20 protein-coding genes are annotated in these 18,946 nt (G+C 61.3%); 10 read left to right on the top strand and 10 right to left on the bottom strand.

What is annotated here, in order from left to right:
• Positions 1-41: 41 nt before the first annotated feature.
• Together rlmN and AB8B29_RS15195 are read left to right on the top strand one after the other, a co-directional pair.
• Positions 42-1,259 (top strand): 23S rRNA (adenine(2503)-C(2))-methyltransferase RlmN, encoded by a 1,218-nt coding sequence (rlmN, locus tag AB8B29_RS15200; protein ID WP_439006689.1) that lies wholly within the window; start codon positions 42-44, stop codon positions 1,257-1,259.
• 5 nt (positions 1,260-1,264) lie between these two features.
• Complete coding sequence (locus tag AB8B29_RS15195; protein ID WP_037196844.1) at positions 1,265-1,693, top strand: hypothetical protein; 429 nt, start codon at positions 1,265-1,267, stop codon at positions 1,691-1,693.
• On the opposite strand, the gene AB8B29_RS15190 is transcribed toward AB8B29_RS15195, so the two are convergent.
• Both AB8B29_RS15190 and AB8B29_RS15185 read right to left on the bottom strand, forming a co-directional pair.
• Positions 1,677-2,318, bottom strand: a complete 642-nt coding sequence (locus AB8B29_RS15190; protein WP_037196843.1) for a LysE family translocator — start codon at positions 2,316-2,318, stop codon at positions 1,677-1,679. The genes AB8B29_RS15195 and AB8B29_RS15190 overlap by 17 nt on opposite strands.
• A 64-nt stretch (positions 2,319-2,382) precedes the next feature.
• Positions 2,383-3,237 (bottom strand): SDR family NAD(P)-dependent oxidoreductase, encoded by an 855-nt coding sequence (locus AB8B29_RS15185; protein ID WP_037196842.1) that lies wholly within the window; start codon positions 3,235-3,237, stop codon positions 2,383-2,385.
• Between the two features lie 191 nt (positions 3,238-3,428).
• Between AB8B29_RS15185 and AB8B29_RS15180 the strand changes: the two genes are divergently transcribed.
• Positions 3,429-4,652, top strand: a complete 1,224-nt coding sequence (locus AB8B29_RS15180; protein WP_037196933.1) for an argininosuccinate synthase — start codon at positions 3,429-3,431, stop codon at positions 4,650-4,652.
• Between the two features lie 181 nt (positions 4,653-4,833).
• Here AB8B29_RS15180 and AB8B29_RS15175 read toward each other — a convergent pair whose 3' ends face one another.
• Positions 4,834-5,316, bottom strand: a complete 483-nt coding sequence (locus tag AB8B29_RS15175) for a MarR family winged helix-turn-helix transcriptional regulator (protein ID WP_037196841.1) — start codon at positions 5,314-5,316, stop codon at positions 4,834-4,836.
• Between the two features lie 161 nt (positions 5,317-5,477).
• On the opposite strand from AB8B29_RS15175, the gene AB8B29_RS15170 reads away from it, so the two are divergent.
• The 5 genes from AB8B29_RS15170 to ppa all read left to right on the top strand — a co-directional run bounded on the left by AB8B29_RS15170 (position 5,478) and on the right by ppa (position 11,620).
• Positions 5,478-6,119: a LysE family translocator gene (locus tag AB8B29_RS15170; protein ID WP_037196839.1), complete on the top strand. Its 642-nt coding sequence runs from the start codon at positions 5,478-5,480 to the stop codon at positions 6,117-6,119.
• Between the two features lie 97 nt (positions 6,120-6,216).
• On the top strand, positions 6,217-8,280 hold the full coding sequence (locus AB8B29_RS15165; RefSeq protein ID WP_047637954.1) for a M3 family metallopeptidase: 2,064 nt from the start codon (positions 6,217-6,219) through the stop codon (positions 8,278-8,280).
• Positions 8,281-8,453: 173 nt separating this feature from the next.
• Positions 8,454-10,280: a translational GTPase TypA gene (gene typA / locus AB8B29_RS15160; protein WP_037196837.1), complete on the top strand. Its 1,827-nt coding sequence runs from the start codon at positions 8,454-8,456 to the stop codon at positions 10,278-10,280.
• Positions 10,281-10,486: 206 nt separating this feature from the next.
• Positions 10,487-10,993, top strand: a complete 507-nt coding sequence (locus tag AB8B29_RS15155; RefSeq protein ID WP_034509000.1) for a GNAT family N-acetyltransferase — start codon at positions 10,487-10,489, stop codon at positions 10,991-10,993.
• 96 nt (positions 10,994-11,089) lie between these two features.
• On the top strand, positions 11,090-11,620 hold the full coding sequence (gene ppa / locus AB8B29_RS15150; protein WP_037196836.1) for an inorganic diphosphatase: 531 nt from the start codon (positions 11,090-11,092) through the stop codon (positions 11,618-11,620).
• On the opposite strand, the gene AB8B29_RS15145 is transcribed toward ppa, so the two are convergent.
• Both AB8B29_RS15145 and AB8B29_RS15140 read right to left on the bottom strand, forming a co-directional pair.
• Entirely contained in the window at positions 11,621-11,935 is a 315-nt protein-coding gene (locus tag AB8B29_RS15145) for a DUF167 domain-containing protein (protein ID WP_037196835.1), read from the bottom strand.
• Positions 11,932-12,255 carry a YggT family protein gene (locus tag AB8B29_RS15140; protein ID WP_092573259.1) on the bottom strand — a complete coding sequence of 108 codons (324 nt, stop codon included), beginning with the start codon at positions 12,253-12,255 and terminating at the stop codon, positions 11,932-11,934. Before AB8B29_RS15140 ends, AB8B29_RS15145 begins: the two co-directional genes overlap by 4 nt.
• Before the next feature lie 115 nt (positions 12,256-12,370).
• On the opposite strand from AB8B29_RS15140, the gene AB8B29_RS15135 reads away from it, so the two are divergent.
• Both AB8B29_RS15135 and AB8B29_RS15130 read left to right on the top strand, forming a co-directional pair.
• The gene (locus AB8B29_RS15135) at positions 12,371-13,627 is read left to right on the top strand and encodes an MFS transporter (protein WP_113108182.1); all 1,257 of its coding nucleotides are present in this window, start codon (positions 12,371-12,373) and stop codon (positions 13,625-13,627) included.
• Between the two features lie 9 nt (positions 13,628-13,636).
• Positions 13,637-14,038: a poly-gamma-glutamate hydrolase family protein gene (locus AB8B29_RS15130; protein WP_081938726.1), complete on the top strand. Its 402-nt coding sequence runs from the start codon at positions 13,637-13,639 to the stop codon at positions 14,036-14,038.
• Here AB8B29_RS15130 and AB8B29_RS15125 read toward each other — a convergent pair.
• The 5 genes from AB8B29_RS15125 to AB8B29_RS15105 all read right to left on the bottom strand — a co-directional run bounded on the left by AB8B29_RS15125 (position 13,995) and on the right by AB8B29_RS15105 (position 18,942).
• A complete protein-coding gene (locus AB8B29_RS15125; protein ID WP_037196930.1) occupies positions 13,995-14,720 on the bottom strand; it encodes a glutamine amidotransferase in 726 nt (241 codons plus the stop codon). The two genes, AB8B29_RS15130 and AB8B29_RS15125, sit on opposite strands and share 44 nt — an antisense overlap.
• A complete protein-coding gene (locus tag AB8B29_RS15120) occupies positions 14,713-15,198 on the bottom strand; it encodes a TerB family tellurite resistance protein (protein ID WP_037196832.1) in 486 nt (161 codons plus the stop codon). Before AB8B29_RS15120 ends, AB8B29_RS15125 begins: the two co-directional genes overlap by 8 nt.
• 50 nt (positions 15,199-15,248) lie before the next feature.
• Positions 15,249-16,856, bottom strand: coding sequence for a heme biosynthesis protein HemY (locus AB8B29_RS15115; RefSeq protein ID WP_113118711.1), 1,608 nt, complete (start codon positions 16,854-16,856; stop codon positions 15,249-15,251).
• A gap of 15 nt (positions 16,857-16,871) precedes the next feature.
• Entirely contained in the window at positions 16,872-18,134 is a 1,263-nt protein-coding gene (locus AB8B29_RS15110; protein ID WP_037196829.1) for a COG4223 family protein, read from the bottom strand.
• Positions 18,135-18,213: 79 nt separating this feature from the next.
• A complete protein-coding gene (locus tag AB8B29_RS15105; protein WP_037196828.1) occupies positions 18,214-18,942 on the bottom strand; it encodes a uroporphyrinogen-III synthase in 729 nt (242 codons plus the stop codon).
• Positions 18,943-18,946 lie beyond the last annotated feature (4 nt).

The following is an 18,946-nucleotide window of genomic DNA, read 5'->3' as shown; positions in this document are numbered from 1 at the left end:
ATGTGAACCGTTGGAATGATCCTATGTCCGCCACCGATATCATGACCCATCCCAAGCTGAAGCCGATGCCCTTGTCGCAGCCGGTGGAGCTTTCGCCGAAACCGTCGCTCATCGGTCTGACGCGCGAGGAAATGGGTGCCGCGCTCAAGGAAAAGGGCGTTGCCGACAAGCAGATCAAGATGCGCGTCAGCCAGCTCTGGAACTGGATCTACGTGCGCGGTGTCTCCGATTTCGATGCCATGGTGAATGTCTCGAAGGACATGCGCGAAATGCTGAAGACGCACTTCACCGTCGCACGTCCCGAAATCGTCGAGGAGCAGGTGTCCAACGACGGCACCCGCAAATGGCTGCTGCGTTTCCCACCGCGCGGCGCCGGCCGTCCCGTCGAGATCGAGGCCGTCTATATTCCGGAAGAGGGCCGCGGCACGCTCTGCATTTCCAGCCAGGTCGGCTGTTCGCTGACCTGCTCCTTCTGTCATACGGGCACGCAGCGCCTGGTGCGCAACCTGACGGCGGAAGAGATCCTGTCGCAGCTGCTTCTGGCGCGCGACCGGCTCGGTGATTTCCCCGACCGCGAAGCGCCGCAGGGCACGGTCATGCCGGCGGAAGGCCGCAAGGTCAGCAATGTCGTCATGATGGGCATGGGCGAGCCGCTCTATAATTTCGACAGCGTCAAGACGGCGCTGCTGATCGCTTCCGACGGCGACGGCCTCTCTCTGTCGAAGCGACGCATCACCCTTTCGACGTCGGGCGTCGTGCCGGAAATCTACCGCACAGGCGATGAGATCGGCGTCATGCTGGCGATCTCTCTGCATGCGGTGCGCGACGACTTGCGCGACATGCTGGTGCCGATCAACAAGAAATATCCGCTGAAGGAGCTGATGGATGCCTGTCGCGCCTATCCCGGCCTTTCGAACGCACGGCGCATCACTTTCGAATATGTGATGCTGAAGGGCGTCAACGACAGCCTCGAGGATGCGAAGGGGCTGATCCAGCTGCTGAAGGGCATTCCGGCCAAGATCAACCTGATCCCCTTCAATCCCTGGCCCGGCACGAATTACCAGTGTTCGGAGTGGGAGCAGATCGAGAAATTCGCTGATTTCATCAATTCGGCCGGCTATGCTTCGCCGATCCGCACGCCGCGCGGGCGTGATATCCTCGCCGCCTGCGGCCAGCTAAAGTCGGAATCGGAGCGCATGCGCAAGACCGAACGCCTGGCCTTCGAAGCGATGATGATCGCCAATCACGGTGAGGATTGAGATCGATGCTCGTTGGGCTGCGCAAGCCGATACGCCTCCTGTGGGGCTATGTCGCCGCCTGCGCTCTGATGGGCTTCGTGCTGGCCTGCGTTGCAGCGTGGACGGTGCCGGAGACGGCCGCCCCCGAACTTTTCGTCCTGACGATTGCGCTCACCAAGCTCGCAATGATCGTCAGCATTCTGCCGTCGCTCATCGTCATCCCCATTCTGGAATGGCGCGGTATGCGTCGCTGGTACGGTTATGCGATCTATGGCGCCGTCTTGTCTGCGGTGGCCTCCATCCTTATTTCCGGCGGCGTGGAAAAGCCGCAGACCCTCAATCTGATCACGATCGCGGTCTGCTTCGCCTTCTTGGGGGCAGTCAGCGCCACCGTCTATTGGTGGATCGCCGGCCGGTTCGCCGGGCGAGGCCCAGTCCTCAACGAGCCTGAGTGAAGAAGATCTTCACCGCGAAGATCGAGAAGACGGTGGCAAAGGCATAGTCGAGGCCGCGCATGACGCCCCGGTTCTTCTGCAGCCAGGACGACAGGCCGTCGGCGGCAAGAACGATGAGCACGTTCACCGGAATGCCGATGACGATGAAGAAGAAGCCGAGGAACAGCAGCTTGTGCGTCACGGCCGGATCGCCTGCCGTGACGAATTGCGGCAGGAAGGTCATGAAAAAGATGATGACCTTGGGGTTCAGCAGATTGACTGAGAAGCCGGTGGAAATATTGGCGAGCGGCGTGCCCTTGACGGCATCGACCTTCTTGATCGACAAGCTGGAACCGAAGCGGATCGCCTGGATCGCCAACCACAGGAGATAGGCGGCACCACCCGTTTTCAGCACCGTGAAGGCGACCGGCGAAGCGGTGATCAGCGCCGAAATGCCGAAGGCCACCAAACAGGTGTGAACGATGACGCCGAGGCTGGTGCCGAGAACGACGAAAAGCGCTGCCTTCTTGCCCTGCGCCAAAGCGCGACTGATCGACAACGTCATGTCGGGACCGGGGGTCAGCGCCAGCAACAGGCTTGCCGCCGAAAAGGCGAGAAGGGTCGGCAGGCTGGGTATGAAGTCCATGAGATGCTCCGAAAGCCGGATAGGGGATCCGTGTTCTCTTATCCGGCTTTGGGGGGATTGCAAATCAATCCTTCTTTTCGAGAAATGCCTTGAATTGGTCGGCATAGTCGGGGTGCCAACGCGACAGCGGCGGACGGTTTTCGACGATATCGCCGGCGGCCCACAGCATGCGGCGCTCGTCGGTCGGACGGGCCACGTCATTGTCAGGGCAGAGAATATAGAAGTCGCCGCGCTTCAGGCTCTCCACCATGAAGTCGATCGTCTGTTCCGGCGTCCAGGCACCGGCCGGCTTTTCCCTGCGCTCGCCCTTGGTGAGGCCGGTGAAGACGAAGCCGGGGATAAGGAGATGGGCTGATATTTTCGCGCCCGCAGTATTGCGTAGCTCGTGCTGCAGCGCTTCGGTGAACACCTTCACGCCGGCCTTTGAGACATTGTAGGCCGGATTGCCTGGCGGCGTGGTGATGCCCTGCTTCGAGCCGGTGTTGATGATAACACCCGGTTCGCCATGGGCCAGCATGCCGGGCCCGAAGGTCCGCGTGCCGTTGATAACGCCGAGCAGATTGACGCCGAGAATGGCATCCCAGCCGGCCTGTGCGCTGAAGATCGAGGTTTCCGGTCCGATACCGGCATTGTTCATCAGCACATGCACCCGGCCGAAGCGCTGCAGGACTGCGCGCTCCAACGCCTCCAACGAGTCTTTGCTGGAAACATCGGTCTCGATGGCCATCACATGCTCCTCGCCTGTGATCGTCTTGAGCTCGGCGCTCGCTTCCGCCAGGCGGTCGCCGCCGAGATCGGCAATGACGACGCTCATGTCGAGCGAAGCAAAATATTTCGCCGCAGCAAAGCCGATGCCGGACGCGCCGCCGGTGATGACGGCTACATTGGATTTCTTGAAAATGTCTTGAATATCGGTCAAAGGGTGCCCTCCGAGGCATTGCTTGCTCGCCGCCGAATATGGTGCTTTCCCGAGGCGAGTCAAACCCGCGTCGAACCCGTGCGAGGCGCTCCGCCGCACTTCCCCTTGCGCCTCGCGATAATCTCGCTAAAAGTGCCGCGATACAGGGTTTGCGGGCCTTTCCTTCGGCTTGCATTGAAACGGATCTCATCATGGCATCACATAAAGACGTGAAGAAAGTCGTTCTCGCCTATTCCGGCGGTCTCGACACCTCGATTATCCTGAAGTGGCTGCAGACGGAGCTGGGTGCGGAAGTCGTCACCTTCACCGCCGATCTCGGCCAGGGCGAAGAGCTGGAGCCGGCGCGCAAGAAGGCCGAAATGCTCGGCATCAAGGAAATCTATATCGAGGATGTGCGCGAGGAATTCGTGCGCGATTTCGTCTTCCCGATGTTCCGCGCCAATGCCGTCTACGAAGGCGTCTACCTGCTCGGCACGTCGATCGCCCGCCCGCTGATCTCCAAGCACCTGATCGAGATCGCCAAAAAGACCGGCGCTGACGCCATCGCGCACGGCGCGACGGGCAAGGGCAACGACCAGGTTCGTTTCGAACTCTCGGCCTATGCGCTGAACCCCGACATCAAGATTATCGCTCCCTGGCGCGACTGGTCGTTCAAGAGCCGTACCGACCTGCTCGAATTTGCCGAGAAGCACCAGATTCCGGTTGCCAAGGACAAGAAGGGCGAGGCGCCGTTCTCCGTCGATGCCAACCTTCTGCACTCCTCCTCGGAGGGCAAGGTGCTGGAAGATCCGTCGCAGGAAGCGCCGGAATATGTGCATATGCGCACGATTTCCCCTGAAGCCGCTCCCGACAAGGCGACGGTTATCAAGGTCGGCTTCGAAAAGGGCGATGCCGTCTCGATCAATGGTCAGCACCTGAGCCCGGCGACGCTGCTGGCAAAGCTCAACGATTACGGTCGCGATAATGGCATCGGCCGTCTGGACCTCGTCGAGAACCGCTATGTCGGCATGAAGTCGCGCGGCGTCTACGAAACGCCCGGCGGCACGATCCTGCTCGCGGCCCATCGCGCCATTGAATCCATCACGCTCGACCGCGGTGCCGCGCACCTCAAGGACGAGCTGATGCCGCGTTATGCCGAGCTCATCTATTACGGCTTCTGGTTCTCGCCGGAGCGCGAGATGTTGCAGGCCCTCATCGACAAGAGCCAGGAACATGTCGAAGGCGAAGTGACGCTGAAGCTCTACAAGGGCAATGTTATGGTCATCGGCCGCGAAAGCCCGAAGTCGCTCTACTCCGATAAGCTCGTCACATTCGAGGACGATCAGGGCGCCTACGACCAGAAGGACGCAGCCGGCTTCATCAAGCTCAACGCTTTGCGCTTGCGCACGCTCGCCAAGCGTAACCTGTCGAAGTAATCAGAATCCAAACAACAAAAGACCCGCTTCCGGTTGCCGGAGGCGGGTTTTTCTTGCTGGAAAGCGGAACTGTGCCGGACATTAAGCGGTCAGGCGATTCCGTGAAACGCCTGACCGCTCTATGTTGTTGTTTTGCGCAATTCCGGACGGAAAACCGCTACGCACTTTTACCGGGATCGCTCTAGTCGACCGGCCTCAACTCACGTTCGGTCTCGGCGGGCAGTTCTGCCTTCTGCAGATTGCTGCGGAACGTACAGAGCGCGTCGTGCAGCTGCGTCTGCAATCCCTGATCGAAGCCTTGCGTCGCATTGCGCTCGACCTCGCAAACCTCTCTGTCGATCTGCTTCAGCTTGGCGGCGGCCGTTTCCGACAAGACGATCCGCTTGGCGCGGCGGTCGAGCGGGTCGGGTTGGCGTTCGATCAGGCCCCGCGCCTGCAATTTGTCCAGAAAGGCGCTGACGGTCATCGGCTCCAACCCCATGCGGGAGGCGATGTCGAGCTGCCGACTACCGTTAATGGCAGCGACTTGCATCAGCGTTCGTGCTTCACCCGCTGTCAGGCCGAGCCCTGCGACAAGAATACGTCGCTCGAAGGCCGTCCTGATCAATCGGGCGCAATCGCTCACAAGAAAGGCGAGCGAATCCGTATTAATCCTGCTGTTCATAAGCGCTTCCCTACCTACGCTTTTCAGTTCTTGGGCCCCGATACGTTCTTATTGGTTTAAACCCATGAACACAACGGCTTCTTCTGTCATAAAACGAACAGCGACTTGACCCGATTCAGCAGGTTGCTACTCTCCCGCGATCAGCAGTGGGGACCTCCATCATGACGCAATCGCTCGTTGTCGGCGCTTTCCTGGCCGCGTTGTTTTATGTCCTTATTCCGGGCCCGGCTTTTCTGGCGCTGCTGGGCATCGGCGCGGGGCAAGGGCGCAAGGCCGGCGCATTTTTCGTCAGCGGCCATCTGCTGGGCGATATCGTCTGGTCGTCGCTTGCGCTGGTCGCCATCGTCGGCGCCAAGACCATCGGCACCTTCGTCTTCGATCTGCTCGGATTGCTTTGCGGCTTCTATCTTGCCTGGATCGGCTGGAGCGCGGTGACGGCCAAGCCTAAGGGAGATGGGAAATCGCTTGTCAATGTCGACCGGCCGTTCCGCCGGGGCCTGATCTTCGGCGTCACCAACCCGAAGGGATATCCGGTTGCGCTGGCGACGTTCACCGCTTTGGTGGCGGGTTCAGCCGGAGCGCTGACTTTCAGCGCGCTGCCGCTATTGCTCACGGTTTCCTTCGCCGGCTTCGTGACAGCGGATATCATCCTGATCAGCATTATCGGCGCGGGGGCTGTGCGACGTTTCTATCGCGCGCATGAACGGCTGATCGTGCGCTGCTCCGGCGTGCTCTTCATGGGCTTTGCGGCGCAGGCGCTCTGGCACGCCACGCCTGGCCTGCTCGGCTGGCGCAAGGCCTGACCCTTCCCCATGAATTTGTTTGTCGCCGCCATACCAATTTGGCGGGGCGGGCCTTATATCGTGCTTCGATCAGATATCTGTCGAAAGGATGCCCTGCATGTCTTCCCACGCCGCCGTCAATCCCGCGCTCGTCGAATGGACCGGACATCGAGGGCTGCCACGCTTCGACGCGGTGAAGGACACGGATTTCGCTCCCGCCTTCAACGCCGCATTTGTGTTCCACGAGGCGGAGATCGATGCGATTGCCGGGGATAGCGATGCGCCGAGCTTCGCCAATACGGTGACAGCGCTCGAACTCGCCGGTGATGAGCTGTCGCGCATATCGGCGCTGTTCTGGAACAAGGCCGGTGCTGATACCAACGAGACGATCCAGGCGCTGGAGCGCGAGATCGCGCCGAAGATGGCGCGGCATTATTCCAAGATCGGCACGAATGCCGCGCTCTTTGCCCGCCTCGACGCTCTCTGGGAGGGCCGTGACGAACTCGGTCTGACGCTGGAGGAAACCCGCGTGCTCGAACGGCACTGGAAGGGTTTCGTGAAGTCGGGTGCCAAGCTGCCGAAAGCGGAGCAGGAGCGGCTTTCCGCGATCAACGAAAAGCTTGCCGGCCTCGGTGCGCAGTTCGGGCAAAATGTGCTTGCCGATGAAAAGGACTGGGCGCTGTTGCTGTCGGAGGAGGCCGATCTCGCCGGCCTTCCTAGCTATCTGCGCGATGCAATGGCGGCCGCGGCGCGCGAGCGCGGCGAAGAGGGCAAATATGCCGTCACGCTGTCGCGCTCGATCATTGAACCGTTCCTGACATCATCCGAGCGCCGCGATGTGCGCGAGCAGGCCTTCAAGGCGTGGGTGGCACGCGGCGCCAATGGCGGCAAGACGGACAACCGCGAGATCATTCGCGAGATGTTGGCGCTCAGAGCCGAGAAGGCGAGGCTGCTCGGCTACGGCAACTTTGCCGAATTGAAGCTCGACAACACCATGGCGAAGACGCCTGACGCAGTGAATGACCTCCTCATGACCGTATGGTCGAAGGCGGCAGCACGCGCTGCCGAAGAAGAAAAGGATATTGCCGCGCTGATCGCCGAGGAAGGCCGCAACCACGAGGTCATGCCCTGGGACTGGCGGCACTATGCCGAAAAGATCCGCACGCAGAAGTTCGATTTCTCCGAAACCGAACTCAAGCCTTATCTGCAGCTGGAAAAGATCATTGCCGCCTGCTTCGATGTCGCCGGCCGCCTGTTCGGCATTCATGCCGTCGAGCAGAAGGGCGTTCCCGCCTATCATCCCGATGTGCGTGTCTTCGAGATCCGCGACCGTTCCGACAAGCTCGTCGCGGTGTTCCTTGGCGATTATTTTGCCCGCAGCTCCAAGCGCTCCGGCGCCTGGATGAGCTCGTTCCAATCGCAGCACAAACTGCCATTGAAGAACGGTGACGTGGGCGAATTGCCGATCATCTACAATGTCTGCAATTTCGCCAAGCCGGCCGAAGGCAAGCCGGCGCTGCTGTCGCTCGACGATGCCCGCACGCTGTTCCACGAGTTTGGCCATGCGCTGCACGGCATGCTGTCGAACGTCACCTATCCCTCGGTATCGGGCACCGGCGTTTCCCGCGATTTCGTCGAGCTGCCGTCGCAGCTTTACGAGCACTGGCTGACCGTGCCTGCCATCCTGAAGGAATATGCCGTCCACTACGAGACCGGCGCGCCGATGCCGCAGGCGCTGCTCGACAAGGTGCTGGCAGCCCGCACCTTCAATGCCGGCTTCAACACGGTGGAGTTTACCTCGTCGGCGCTGGTCGACATGGCGTTCCATACTCGCGGCGCCGTCGAGGATCCGATGGCGGTGCAGGGGCAAGTGCTTGCCGAGATCGGCATGCCGAAATCGATCGTCATGCGTCATGCCACCCCGCATTTCCAGCATGTGTTCGCCGGCGATGGCTATTCGGCCGGCTACTATTCCTACATGTGGTCGGAAGTGCTGGATGCGGACGCCTTCTCCGCTTTCGAGGAAACCGGCGATGCTTTCAATGCCGACATGGCCGAGAAACTCAAGGCCAACATCTATTCCGTCGGCGGCTCGATCGACCCGGAAGACGCCTATAAGGCCTTCCGCGGCAAGCTGCCGAGCCCGGATGCGATGCTGAAGAAGAAGGGGCTGGCGGCCTGATCCTCGCCCTTGGGTTCGAAGGTCGGGACCATGTTGTTGATGGGTTGAAGAGGCGTGCAAGCGAGCTTTCGCGCCTCCCCCCTTTCGCAATCGCGAAAAAAAGGCTATGAGCGCGCCAAACGTAATTGGCGTGTTTACTTTATATCGCGCCTCAGCCTCAGAGATATAACATTATGACACTCCGCAACATCGCGATCATCGCGCACGTTGACCATGGGAAAACCACCCTCGTTGACGAGCTTCTGAAGCAGTCCGGTTCCTTCCGCGAGAACCAGCGCACCGTTGAGCGCATGATGGATTCCAACGATCTGGAAAAAGAGCGTGGCATCACCATTCTCGCCAAGGCGACCTCCGTTGTCTGGAAGGGCGTTCGCGTCAACATCGTCGACACGCCTGGCCACGCCGACTTCGGCGGCGAAGTCGAGCGCATCCTTTCGATGGTCGATGGCGCCATCGTGCTGGTCGATGCCTCGGAAGGCCCGATGCCGCAGACCAAGTTCGTGGTCGGCAAGGCGCTGAAAGTCGGCCTCCGCCCGATCGTCGCGATCAACAAGATCGACCGTCCGGATGCGCGCCACGAAGAAGTCATCAACGAGGTCTTCGATCTCTTCGCAGCGCTCGACGCCACCGACGAGCAGCTCGATTTCCCGATCCTTTATGGCTCGGGCCGCGCCGGCTGGATGAACTATTCGCCGGAAGGCCCCGTCGAGGATGGCCTTGGCCCGCTTCTCGATCTGGTGCTGAAGCATGTGCCGGAGCCGAGTGTCGGCGAAGAAGACGGCGCATTCCGCATGATCGGCACGCTTCTCGAAGCCAATCCCTTCCTTGGCCGCGTCATCACCGGCCGCATTCATTCCGGCTCGATCAAGCCGAACCAGTCCGTCAAGGTTCTGGGCCAGGATGGCAAGCTGATCGAAACCGGCCGCATTTCCAAGATCCTCGCCTTCCGCGGCATCGAGCGCACGCCGATCGAGGAAGCTCATGCAGGCGATATCGTCGCCATCGCCGGTCTGTCCAAGGGTACCGTCGCCGACACATTCTGCGATCCGTCCGTCACCGAGGCGCTACACGCCCAGCCGATCGATCCGCCGACCGTCACCATGTCGTTCATCGTCAATGACAGCCCGCTCGCTGGCACTGAAGGCGACAAGGTTACCTCACGCGTCATCCGCGATCGCCTCTTCAAGGAAGCCGAAGGCAATGTCGCGCTGAAGATCGAGGAAGCCGAAGGCAAGGATTCGTACTACGTCTCCGGCCGCGGCGAATTGCAGCTTGCTGTTCTGATCGAAACCATGCGCCGCGAAGGCTTCGAGCTTGCCGTGTCGCGTCCGCGCGTCGTCATGCACAAGGACGAAGCCACCGGCCAGATGCTGGAGCCGATCGAAGAAGTCGTCATCGACGTCGATGAAGAGCATTCGGGTGTCGTCGTGCAGAAGATGTCGGAGCGCAAGGCCGAAATGGTCGAGCTTCGTCCGTCCGGCGGCAATCGCCTGCGCCTGAAATTCTTCGCGCCGACCCGCGGTCTCATCGGCTATCAGTCGGAACTGCTGACGGATACGCGCGGCACCGCGATCATGAACCGCCTGTTCCATGACTATCAGCCCTTCAAGGGCGCGATCGGCGGCCGCACCAACGGCGTCCTGCTCTCCAACGCTTCAGGCGAAGCAGTCGCCTACGCGATGTTCAACCTGGAAGACCGCGGTCCGATGATCATCGAACCGGGTGAAAAGGTCTATGCCGGCATGATCATCGGCATTCACTCCAGAGACAACGACCTCGAAGTCAACGTGCTCAAGGGCAAGCAGCTCACCAACATCCGCGCCGCCGGCAAGGATGAAGCCGTGAAGCTGACCCCGCCGATCCGCATGACGCTCGACCGCGCTCTCTCCTGGATTCAGGACGACGAGCTGATGGAAGTCACGCCGAAGTCGATTCGCCTGCGCAAGATGTATCTCGACCCGAACGAGCGCAAGCGCTTCGAAAAGGCGCGTTCCGCGTAACGGCAAAGCCTGTACCGCTTCGAACCAATCAACCCCGGCCATTGTGCCGGGGTTTTATTTTGTGTGTTCGATTTTTGGACCCTTGTGGGAAAGGTTAAAAAGGCGTTAATTTTCAGCGATCATCCACGGATAAAGGCTGTGGGCAAGTCTGCCGTCTTTATGAATGAGGATGGTTAATTCGGAGTCGCGAGACCAGAGTAGACGTTATGAAGACGTTGTCGATTGATGTTCGGCGGGCAGAACCCCATGACGCCCGGGCCATTTCGGAGGTGCACCGCCAGTCGTGGCAGTACACCTATGCCGGCATTATCCCGCATCGCGCACTCGGCCAGATGATCGAACGCCGCGGCGAATCCTGGTGGCGCAAGGCAACCAGCGGTCCGGCCACGCTCTTGGTTCTCGATGTCGCCGGCGAGATTGCGGGCTATGCCACGCTTGGGCTCAACCGCGCCCGCGCCCTTCCGCAGGAAGGCGAGATCTATGAGCTTTATCTGCGCCCGCAATATCAGGGCCTCGGCCTCGGGCGGATGCTTTTCGGCGAGGCGCGCCGGCTGTTGAAGTCGCTCGGCTGCAAGGGGCTCGTCGTCTGGTGCCTCGAGGAAAACGAAAATGCCTACCAGTTCTATCGAGGGCAGGGTGGCGCCGATTTCTGCGAGGGCATCGAAACCTTCGATCATCGACAGCTGAAGAAGATCGGCTTCGTCTGGCCCTGACGCCAACTAAATCCTCTGCTTTCTCGATGGATTGTTGCGTTGCGCCATGATTCCTATTATTTGGCTGGCGGCAACCATCCTTATTAGGGGACACGCATGCGCATCGACGCGATTTCCATTGGCAAGAACCCGCCCGAAGACGTCAACGTCATCGTTGAAGTGCCGGTCGGCGGTCATCCGATCAAGTATGAAATGGACAAGGAGGCCGGCACGCTGGTCGTCGACCGTTTCCTCTACACGCCGATGACCTATCCGGGCAATTACGGCTTCGTGCCTCACACGCTCTCCGAAGACGGCGACCCGATCGACGTCCTCATCGCCAGCACCCGTCCGCTGGTTCCGGGCTGCGTTATCAATGTCCGCCCGATCGGCGTGCTGAAGATGGAAGACAATTCCGGCAGGGACGAGAAGATCATTGCCGTTCCCTCGCCGAAGCTGACGCTGCGCTACGAGAAGGTCAGGGAACATACCGACCTGCCCGAGATCACGCTGAAGCAGATCGAGCACTTCTTCGAGCACTACAAGGATTTGGAGCCCGGCAAGTGGGTGAAGATCTTTGGCTGGGGCGGCTCCAAGGAAGCTGGCGAGCTCATTCTTGAAGCCATCGAGCGCGCCAAGAAGGCCTGATCAGTTCTTCGCGATAGCCTTTAATCTTTCTATCAAATCCTCCGGCTCGCCCTCGATCCGGAGGATTTTTTTACGCGCGGTCTCGCCGCTGACCAGGCTGAGCGCGGATTTGGGAATGCCGATGCTCTTGGCGATGAGCGCGATCAGCGCCTTGTTGGCCTTACCCTTTTCCGGGGCGACCGAGACACGCGCCTTCAGATAGCACTCGCCCTCGCTGCCGGTCTCCACGCCATCGATCGCGTCACGACCGCCATTGGGCGTGAGACGGACGGATAGTCGCAGGTGATCCGAAGACACCTGCCAGGGCGTGCTCACCGCAAGAAAAGCGGAACCAGCGAGTTCCACATCAGCGAGCGGACGAAGAAGATGATCAGGAGCAGGATGACGGGCGAGATGTCGATGCCGCCGAGATCGGGCAGGATGCGGCGGATCGGGCGCAGTGCCGGCTCCGTCACGGCATAGAGGAAATTGCCGACCGAGTTGACGAACTGATTGCTCGAATTGATGACATTAAAAGCATGGAGCCATGAAAAGATGGCGCTGGCGATCAGCACCCAGGTATAAAGATTCAAAGCCAGATCAATGGTTTGAAATAAGGCGAGCATATCCGTCTCCATTTCGCGGTTGACAGACATGTAGACATTGACGACTAAACGGGCAAGTCCCATGCACTGATGCATGTTGAATCATGTTTAAAAGGCAGCCGAGCGTGCTTTTAGTGCAGGCCGCCGCGCCGGAAAGTCTCGCCCAATGTCGTTCGCTGCAAGCGGAGACCGGTTTGCCGCCTTCAGGCACATCGCCTATACCTATTTCTTCTTTGCGCGGTTTTTGACTGGCTTCGCCACCCAAATGGTCAGCGTTTCCGTTGGCTGGCAGATGTATGCGCATACCGGCCAGCCGATCTATCTCGGCCTTATCGGCCTGGCACAGTTCCTGCCTTCGTTGTTGCTTATCCTTGTGACGGGCACGGTTGCCGACCGCTATAACAGGCGCATGATTGCCGCCACCTGCATTTTCATCGGCACCCTCTGTACGGCCGCCCTACTGTTCCTAACGGTCTCCGGCACCTTCGCACCGCTGCCGGTCTTCATGATCCTCACCGTCTTCGGCATCGAGCGCGCCTTCATGACGCCGGCGATGCAATCGCTGGCGCCCAATCTCATACCGCCCAAAGACCTGACGAATGCCATCACGTGGAATTCGATGTCATGGGATGCTGCGGCCATCCTCGGGCCGGTGGCCGGCGGTCTGCTATATGGCGTCGGTCCCGAGGTTGCCTATACTGTGGCCGTTCTTTTCTTTGCGGCCGGTTCGGTGCTGACCTTCCTGATCCCGAAGCCGCAGCAGCGCGTCGCCCATGAGGCGCGAAGCCTGAACGAGATGCTCGCCGGCTTCCGGTTCATCTGGTCGGAAAAAGTGGTGCTCGGCGCGATCTCGCTCGATCTCTTCGCCGTGCTGCTCGGCGGCGCAGTTGCCCTGATGCCGATCTTTGCACGCGATATCCTGACGCTCGGCCCCTGGGGCCTCGGCCTGCTGCGCGCCGCGCCGAGCTTCGGCGCGATCGCCATGGGCCTGTTTCTGGCGACCTATCCCATCCGGCATCGCGCCGGGATCTGCATGTTCATCGGCGTTGCCTTGTTCGGCCTGGGAACGCTGATCTTCGGCATTTCGCATACGGCCTGGCTGTCGATTGCCGCACTCGCCATCATGGGGGCATCCGACCTGATTTCGGTCTATGTCCGCGAAACCTTGATCATGCTTTGGACGCCGGATCACGTCCGTGGCCGCGTCAACGCCGTCAACATGGTCTTCGTCGGGGCGTCGAACGAGCTCGGCGAGTTCCGCGCCGGCACCATGGCCCATTATTTCGGCGCGATCCCCGCCGTCGTCATCGGCGGCGTCGGCACGCTCGCCGTGGCCGCCCTCTGGGCGACGGCCTTCCCGCAGCTTCGCCGGATCGACAGCCTGAACGCGCCCGATCGCAAGGGCGAGCCGCAGCCGGCGTGAGGTTGCCGAATGAAAAGGCAGCCTGATCGATACGGTTCGTTTTCAGCGCTGCGCGAACATGAAGCGGAGGGCGTTGACTATCGCATCCGTATTGAGGATCGGTCGTCGCGTGTCGTTGTTATCGCTCCGCATGGCGGCTTCATTGAGCCGGCCACCTCGCAGATCACGCTTGAAATAGCGGCGGAGAGCTTTTCCTTCTACTGCTTCGAGGGGTTGGCTACGGACAGGTCGCACCATGAGCTGCACGTCACCTCCGAACGTTTCGACGAGCCGATGGCTCTCGGTCTGGTGTCAAAATCACCGATCGTCGTCGCCATTCACGGCCGAACGGACAGGGGCGACCCGGAAACAAGCTGGGTTGGCCGCCTCAGGCAGCCATGGCCTGCTTGCCTTCGAAAACCATGTCGATGAATTCGGAAAGCCAGGCCTTGAGCGCCGAGTCGAAGATCATGCGGCCTTCCAGATGCTCGCGTCCCTGCTGGGCGTTCGGCATGCAGAAACGGTGTTCGCCATGCACGACCCAGCGCTGCATCATGGCGCGCGTGAGTTCGGCATGGAACTGCAGTCCCCAGGCGTTGGCGCCGTAGCGATAGGCCTGGTTGGGATAGGTCTCGGCCGTCGCAAGCAGATCGGCGCCGCGCGGCAGTTCGAAACCCTCGCGATGGAAATGATAGACCATCTGCGGCCAGCGCATCAGCAGCCGGCCCTTTTCCGTCGGGTTCAGCGCATACCAGCCGATCTCGGTCTTGCCGTCGTCGCGCGCCTTCACCTTGGCGCCCAGATGACGGGCGAGCATCTGCGCGCCGAGACAGATGCCGAGATAGGGGCGATTTTCCTTGAGCGGGATTTTCAGCCAATCGATCTCGGCCTTGACGAACTCGTCCGGGTCGTTGGCGCTCATCGGGCCGCCGAAGATGACGGCGCCGGCATGGGCCGCAAGCGTGGAGGGCAGGCCGTCGCCGAGAACCGGGCGGCGGATATCGAGATCGTAGCCCTTTTGCAGCAGCATCTGGCCGACGCGGCCCGGACTGGAGTGCTCCTGATGGAGCACGATCAAAATGGGGCGGCCAGCGCTCTCCGGCGCTTCAATCATCATTGCCTGTCTCCATCTTGGAACCAGGCGCGCGGGCTGCTGCCTCCTGGCGCTTCATGATGCGTTCGCGATCGGAAATGCCCATGAGGTCGGCGATGCGCCAGATCGCGTGATCTTCCATCTCGCTGCGCTCGCCATCGGCATAGACGATATCCCAGAGGATGCCGAGCAGCTCCAGCCGCTGGGCATTGTCGAGATGGCGCTTCAAGTCCGAGGTGAAGCGATAATAGTCGACGGCCTCGCTTTCGGCCTCCTCGCCGGCGGCGATCAGCCGATCGAGCTGACGGCCGTCCAGGCCATATTGCTCCTTCAGCAGCTTGCGAAGCCGCTTCTTCTCGCTGTTCTCGATCTTGCCGTCCGCTTCCATGACCTGGATGCAGAGCGCCGCCACCGCTATGCGCGGATCATCGGGAGCAAAGCCGGATTTGGGGCGATCCTGGGTCAGGTTATGGAAGAATTCCTGAAAGCGTTCAAACATCCGATTCCATTCTTAAAACAAGTCGAGCAGGGTTCTTGGGGCACCATGCTTTAGAACAACTTGAGCCGTGTCTTGGGTTCCGGTTCAAGTTTTAGATTTTTCACACCCGGGTCGTCCGGCGCACCGCCGAAGAAGGGCCGCGGTTCCGGCTCCTGTTGAGCCGGCTCTGACGCTGCGGCGGATGCGTCGGGCGCGGGTTTTGCCGCCGCCGGCTCCAACTCCATGACATAGGCATCGGCTGCCGGCGATGCAACTTTCGGTGAGGTCGATTTCGCTGGCACGGTTGCGGAAACCGCCTCGCGCACCGGCGGCAGCGATTTCAACGCTGCATCGACAGACACGGCAGAACCTTCTTCCACAGGTCCCTCGATCTGGCCGAAGGGGGCCTTCCATTCGAAGGCGTCGAGGCGGCCCGTCACGGGCGACAGCGGCAGCCACTTGTCGGATACGAAACCATCGGCGACCCAGGCCGGGTCGCGCGGGGCGCGCAATGCCTGCGCCATCCAGTGACGCACGCGGCCCTGATCGCCGGTTTCGGCCTCCTCGATATCAGCCAGCAGCATGAAGGCGCCTTCGCGCGCATCGATCCTCGCGGCGGCTTCGGCCTTGGCGCGGGCCTTGTTGAAATCCCCGGCATCCAGCGCCGCCTTTGCCGTCAGCAGCAACGCTTCGACATTGTTCGGGCGGATGGCCTCCAGCCGTTCGGCCCGTTTCAGCCGGTCGATGACGGAATCGCCGCTGCGGGCACGCACATAGGCCCTGCCGATCTCGGGGTGCGGATGCGCTTTCCAGACCTGCTCGAGCATGGAGGCGGCCTTGCGCACCTTGTCTTCGCGGAAGAGAGCTTTCGCCGCTATCAGCGCCGCCGGCACGAAATCATCCACCAGCTTCACGGCCGCAAGCGCATCGTCGCGGGCACCGGCCGGATCGCTCTCCAACCTGTCGTTGGCGCGTGCCGTCAGCAGCACGGCCCGCTGGCGGTTCGCGGTGGTCTTGTCGACGACGTGGGCGATCTTCTGCTGGTCGAGAAGCTTGATGGCATCATCCCAGCGGCCGGCCTGGCTGCGATATTCCAGCGTCGCCTGTGCCGCCCAGGGCAGATAGGGAGCCTGATCGGCCGCTTTTTCCGCATATTGCCGCGCCGCTTCGTGCGCGCCGAGGCGCTTGGCTTCGAGGTAGAGGCCGCGTAACCCGAGCTCGCGCGTTTCCGGATCGTTGGCCATCAGCTCGAATTTCTGGCGCGCCTCGTCGTGCTTGCCTTCGATCAGAGCCGCCTGCGCCTCGAGCAGGTTGATGAGGGGTTCCTGATCGGCGCGGATGAGGCCGCGCGTGCGCGCCGCCATCTTCCGTGCGAGCAGGGCGTTGCCGGCACCGGCGGCGATCAACCCGGTGGAGAGCGCCTGATAACCGCGGTCGCGTTTACGGGCGCGGAAATAGCGGGTGACGGAATGCGGCGAGGTCCAGATCAAACGCAGGAACCACCAGACAATCATGACGGCGGCGATCAACGCAATCAGGATGCCGGCGGCCACGATCAGCCTGGTCTGGTAAAGCTGGCCTTCCCAGACCAGCGAAAGATCGCCGGGGCGATCCGCGAGCCAAGAGAAGCCGTAGCCGAGAGCCAGGACGAAAACGGCGAAGATAAGCAGTCTGATCATTCCTGCGCTCCGTCCTTAATTCTGTTTCCCGGTGTTAGCGATTGCCTTCGACAGCGCATCGCTCACCAGATCCTCGACGCGGATGCGGGCTTCCAGCGATTGCTTGAAGGCGGCGGAGGCCGACTTGGCGGCATCGGGCAGGCTGTTCCACTCGGTCACCGCACCCGGCAGATCGCCATTCTTCACCTTGTCTTCGAATCGCGCGGCGATCGCATCGACGCTGTCGCCGGGAACGTTGCCGACGGGGCGGACCTGCACCAGGGTCTTGGCGCTCGAGATCAGGCGGTCGCTCCAGCTCTGATTCGGATCGTTGCTCTCAGTCGTAGCGACGATCGCGGTCGCGACATCCGTGACCCGACGGATCAGGTCGGCGCGGGAGGGAACGCCGGTCTGGGCGAAGGTCTTGAGATCGGCAACGGCAGGGTCGTCCGAGGCGACGTTGGCAAAGGTGTCGAGCTCGGGCTGGAAGGGGCCGCCCCGGTCGATCGCCGCCTTCAGTGCCGCGGCGGCAATCGCGCGGGCGACCGCGCTTTCCTGGCTCGGTTGATTGAGCTTCTTCTCTGCGTCGTCGAGACGCTTGCCGACCTCGGCGTCGGAGCTGGCCTGGCTTTGGGTTGCCTTGCCGAGGTCCGCCTTCAGCTGATCGACTTCCGCACTCAGGGAAGCGATCCTCTGATCAGCATCGGCGCTTGCCGTTCCCGCCGATCCGCCAGTCGAGGTGCCGTTGGCGGCAGCCGTTTCGAGCGCTGAAATGCGGGCAGCAAGAGCGCCGTCGGGCTTTGCTGCAGGCGCTGCGGCGAGGCTGGCGATGCTCTGCTTCAGCCCGTCGATCTCAGCGTTCAGTGCGGCAATATCGGCGGAATTGTCCTTGCGCGAGCCGCCGCCCGGCAACAGGCCGGCATATTGAACGGCGCCGGCGCAAACGAGCGCAATCAGGCCGCCGACGATGCCGGCGGCGATCAGGCCGGAGGTTGAACCTTCCCGTCGCTGCTGATGTTCTGCATAGGAGGCATGAGGTTCGGCCTGTCGCGTCGTCGTGGCCTGCGGCTCTTCCGGGACGGGATCAGGGGTGGGCTCGCGAGGCTCCTCGCGCAGCGGCTCCTTGTCCGCCTCCAGCGGCATTTCCACTTCATTGGCGGAGGATGAGCCGAACTCGCCGTGGGCGTGCTCCGTCATATCCTCGGGGGCTGCGTCCTGCGCAGTTTTTTCGGCCTCCAGATCAATCGTGACCGGCTCGTCGTTGGGCTTCGAATGGTTAGGCGGTTTTCCCGGTACCATGAGGTCCTCTTTTCATGCGCTGCAACGAAGTTAGACAGACAAGGCGATTATGGAAAGACCTTAGATCAAAATTGCGGCCTTACTCAGCGTCGAGCAGCGCCAGAAGTCGGTCCTCATTCGGCATGTCAGCGATATCGACGTGTAAACGCATCTGAGGGGGAATCGCTCCCGCGATGGCCTCGCTCAGGCAGAGGAAGTGCGTTTCGGCGAAGATCTCAGGATTTTCCTGCACGAAAGACAGGCCGAAAAAACGCTGCGCCGTCTGATGGGAATAAAGCAGCACCGCATTGGCGCTGATATCGATAAAAAGCCGGCGAAGAATATCATCTTTCGGAGCGATATCCCGCATCCGGTAGCATTCAACCGTGTAGAACGGCAGTTGCAGCTCCGCCAATCTCGCCTCGAAGCCGGCGGCGCGGGGATGGCCCGCGAGATAGAGGAGGGGAGCCTTGGCAAGGCTTGCCGCTTGGTCGGAAATCAAGGCCGCAAGCTCCGTGCCGCCCCCTTCGGATATGACGACATTGGTGAAGCCGAGGCTTGCCGCCTCTTTGGCGGTTGCCTTGCCGACCGCAAAGAGCGGTCGGCCGAGATAAGGCCCGAGATCGGATCCCAATGCGGCCAGAACCCGAATAGCTTCGGCGCTGGTGACGGCAATGGCGCCTTGTGTGTCCAGGAGCGCGCGCCTGGCCTCGTCGGCATGATGGACCGGCTCTGCCAGCGGCAGCAGCAGCGCCTCGTGACCCATCTGCGTCAGTCGCCGGATGGTGCGTTCACCCGAATACTGGGGACGGGTGACGACAACGCGCATCGGA

It is taken from the genome of Rhizobium sp. 11_C7_N12_5, assembly GCF_051811145.1.
GTDB lineage: Bacteria > Pseudomonadota > Alphaproteobacteria > Rhizobiales > Rhizobiaceae > Rhizobium > Rhizobium lusitanum.
This window is presented reverse-complemented; position numbering and strand designations above follow the sequence as displayed.

Bases quoted from the DNA above. Each gene is read 5' to 3' on its own strand.
- AB8B29_RS15195 (WP_037196844.1), top strand. From the start codon at position 1,265: ATGCTCGTTGGGCTGCGCAAGCCGATACGCCTCCTGTGGGGCTATGTC.
- AB8B29_RS15130 (WP_081938726.1), top strand. From the start codon at position 13,637: ATGAAAAGGCAGCCTGATCGATACGGTTCGTTTTCAGCGCTGCGCGAA.
- ppa (WP_037196836.1), top strand. From the start codon at position 11,090: ATGCGCATCGACGCGATTTCCATTGGCAAGAACCCGCCCGAAGACGTC.
- AB8B29_RS15180 (WP_037196933.1), top strand. From the start codon at position 3,429: ATGGCATCACATAAAGACGTGAAGAAAGTCGTTCTCGCCTATTCCGGC.
- AB8B29_RS15140 (WP_092573259.1), bottom strand. From the start codon at position 12,255: ATGTCTGTCAACCGCGAAATGGAGACGGATATGCTCGCCTTATTTCAA.
- AB8B29_RS15175 (WP_037196841.1), bottom strand. From the start codon at position 5,316: ATGAACAGCAGGATTAATACGGATTCGCTCGCCTTTCTTGTGAGCGAT.
- AB8B29_RS15155 (WP_034509000.1), top strand. From the start codon at position 10,487: ATGAAGACGTTGTCGATTGATGTTCGGCGGGCAGAACCCCATGACGCC.
- AB8B29_RS15110 (WP_037196829.1), bottom strand. From the start codon at position 18,134: ATGGTACCGGGAAAACCGCCTAACCATTCGAAGCCCAACGACGAGCCG.
- AB8B29_RS15115 (WP_113118711.1), bottom strand. From the start codon at position 16,856: ATGATCAGACTGCTTATCTTCGCCGTTTTCGTCCTGGCTCTCGGCTAC.
- rlmN (WP_439006689.1), top strand. From the start codon at position 42: ATGACCCATCCCAAGCTGAAGCCGATGCCCTTGTCGCAGCCGGTGGAG.
- AB8B29_RS15120 (WP_037196832.1), bottom strand. From the start codon at position 15,198: ATGTTTGAACGCTTTCAGGAATTCTTCCATAACCTGACCCAGGATCGC.
- AB8B29_RS15190 (WP_037196843.1), bottom strand. From the start codon at position 2,318: ATGGACTTCATACCCAGCCTGCCGACCCTTCTCGCCTTTTCGGCGGCA.
- AB8B29_RS15135 (WP_113108182.1), top strand. From the start codon at position 12,371: ATGTCGTTCGCTGCAAGCGGAGACCGGTTTGCCGCCTTCAGGCACATC.
- AB8B29_RS15105 (WP_037196828.1), bottom strand. From the start codon at position 18,942: ATGCGCGTTGTCGTCACCCGTCCCCAGTATTCGGGTGAACGCACCATC.
- AB8B29_RS15170 (WP_037196839.1), top strand. From the start codon at position 5,478: ATGACGCAATCGCTCGTTGTCGGCGCTTTCCTGGCCGCGTTGTTTTAT.
- AB8B29_RS15165 (WP_047637954.1), top strand. From the start codon at position 6,217: ATGTCTTCCCACGCCGCCGTCAATCCCGCGCTCGTCGAATGGACCGGA.
- AB8B29_RS15125 (WP_037196930.1), bottom strand. From the start codon at position 14,720: ATGATTGAAGCGCCGGAGAGCGCTGGCCGCCCCATTTTGATCGTGCTC.
- typA (WP_037196837.1), top strand. From the start codon at position 8,454: ATGACACTCCGCAACATCGCGATCATCGCGCACGTTGACCATGGGAAA.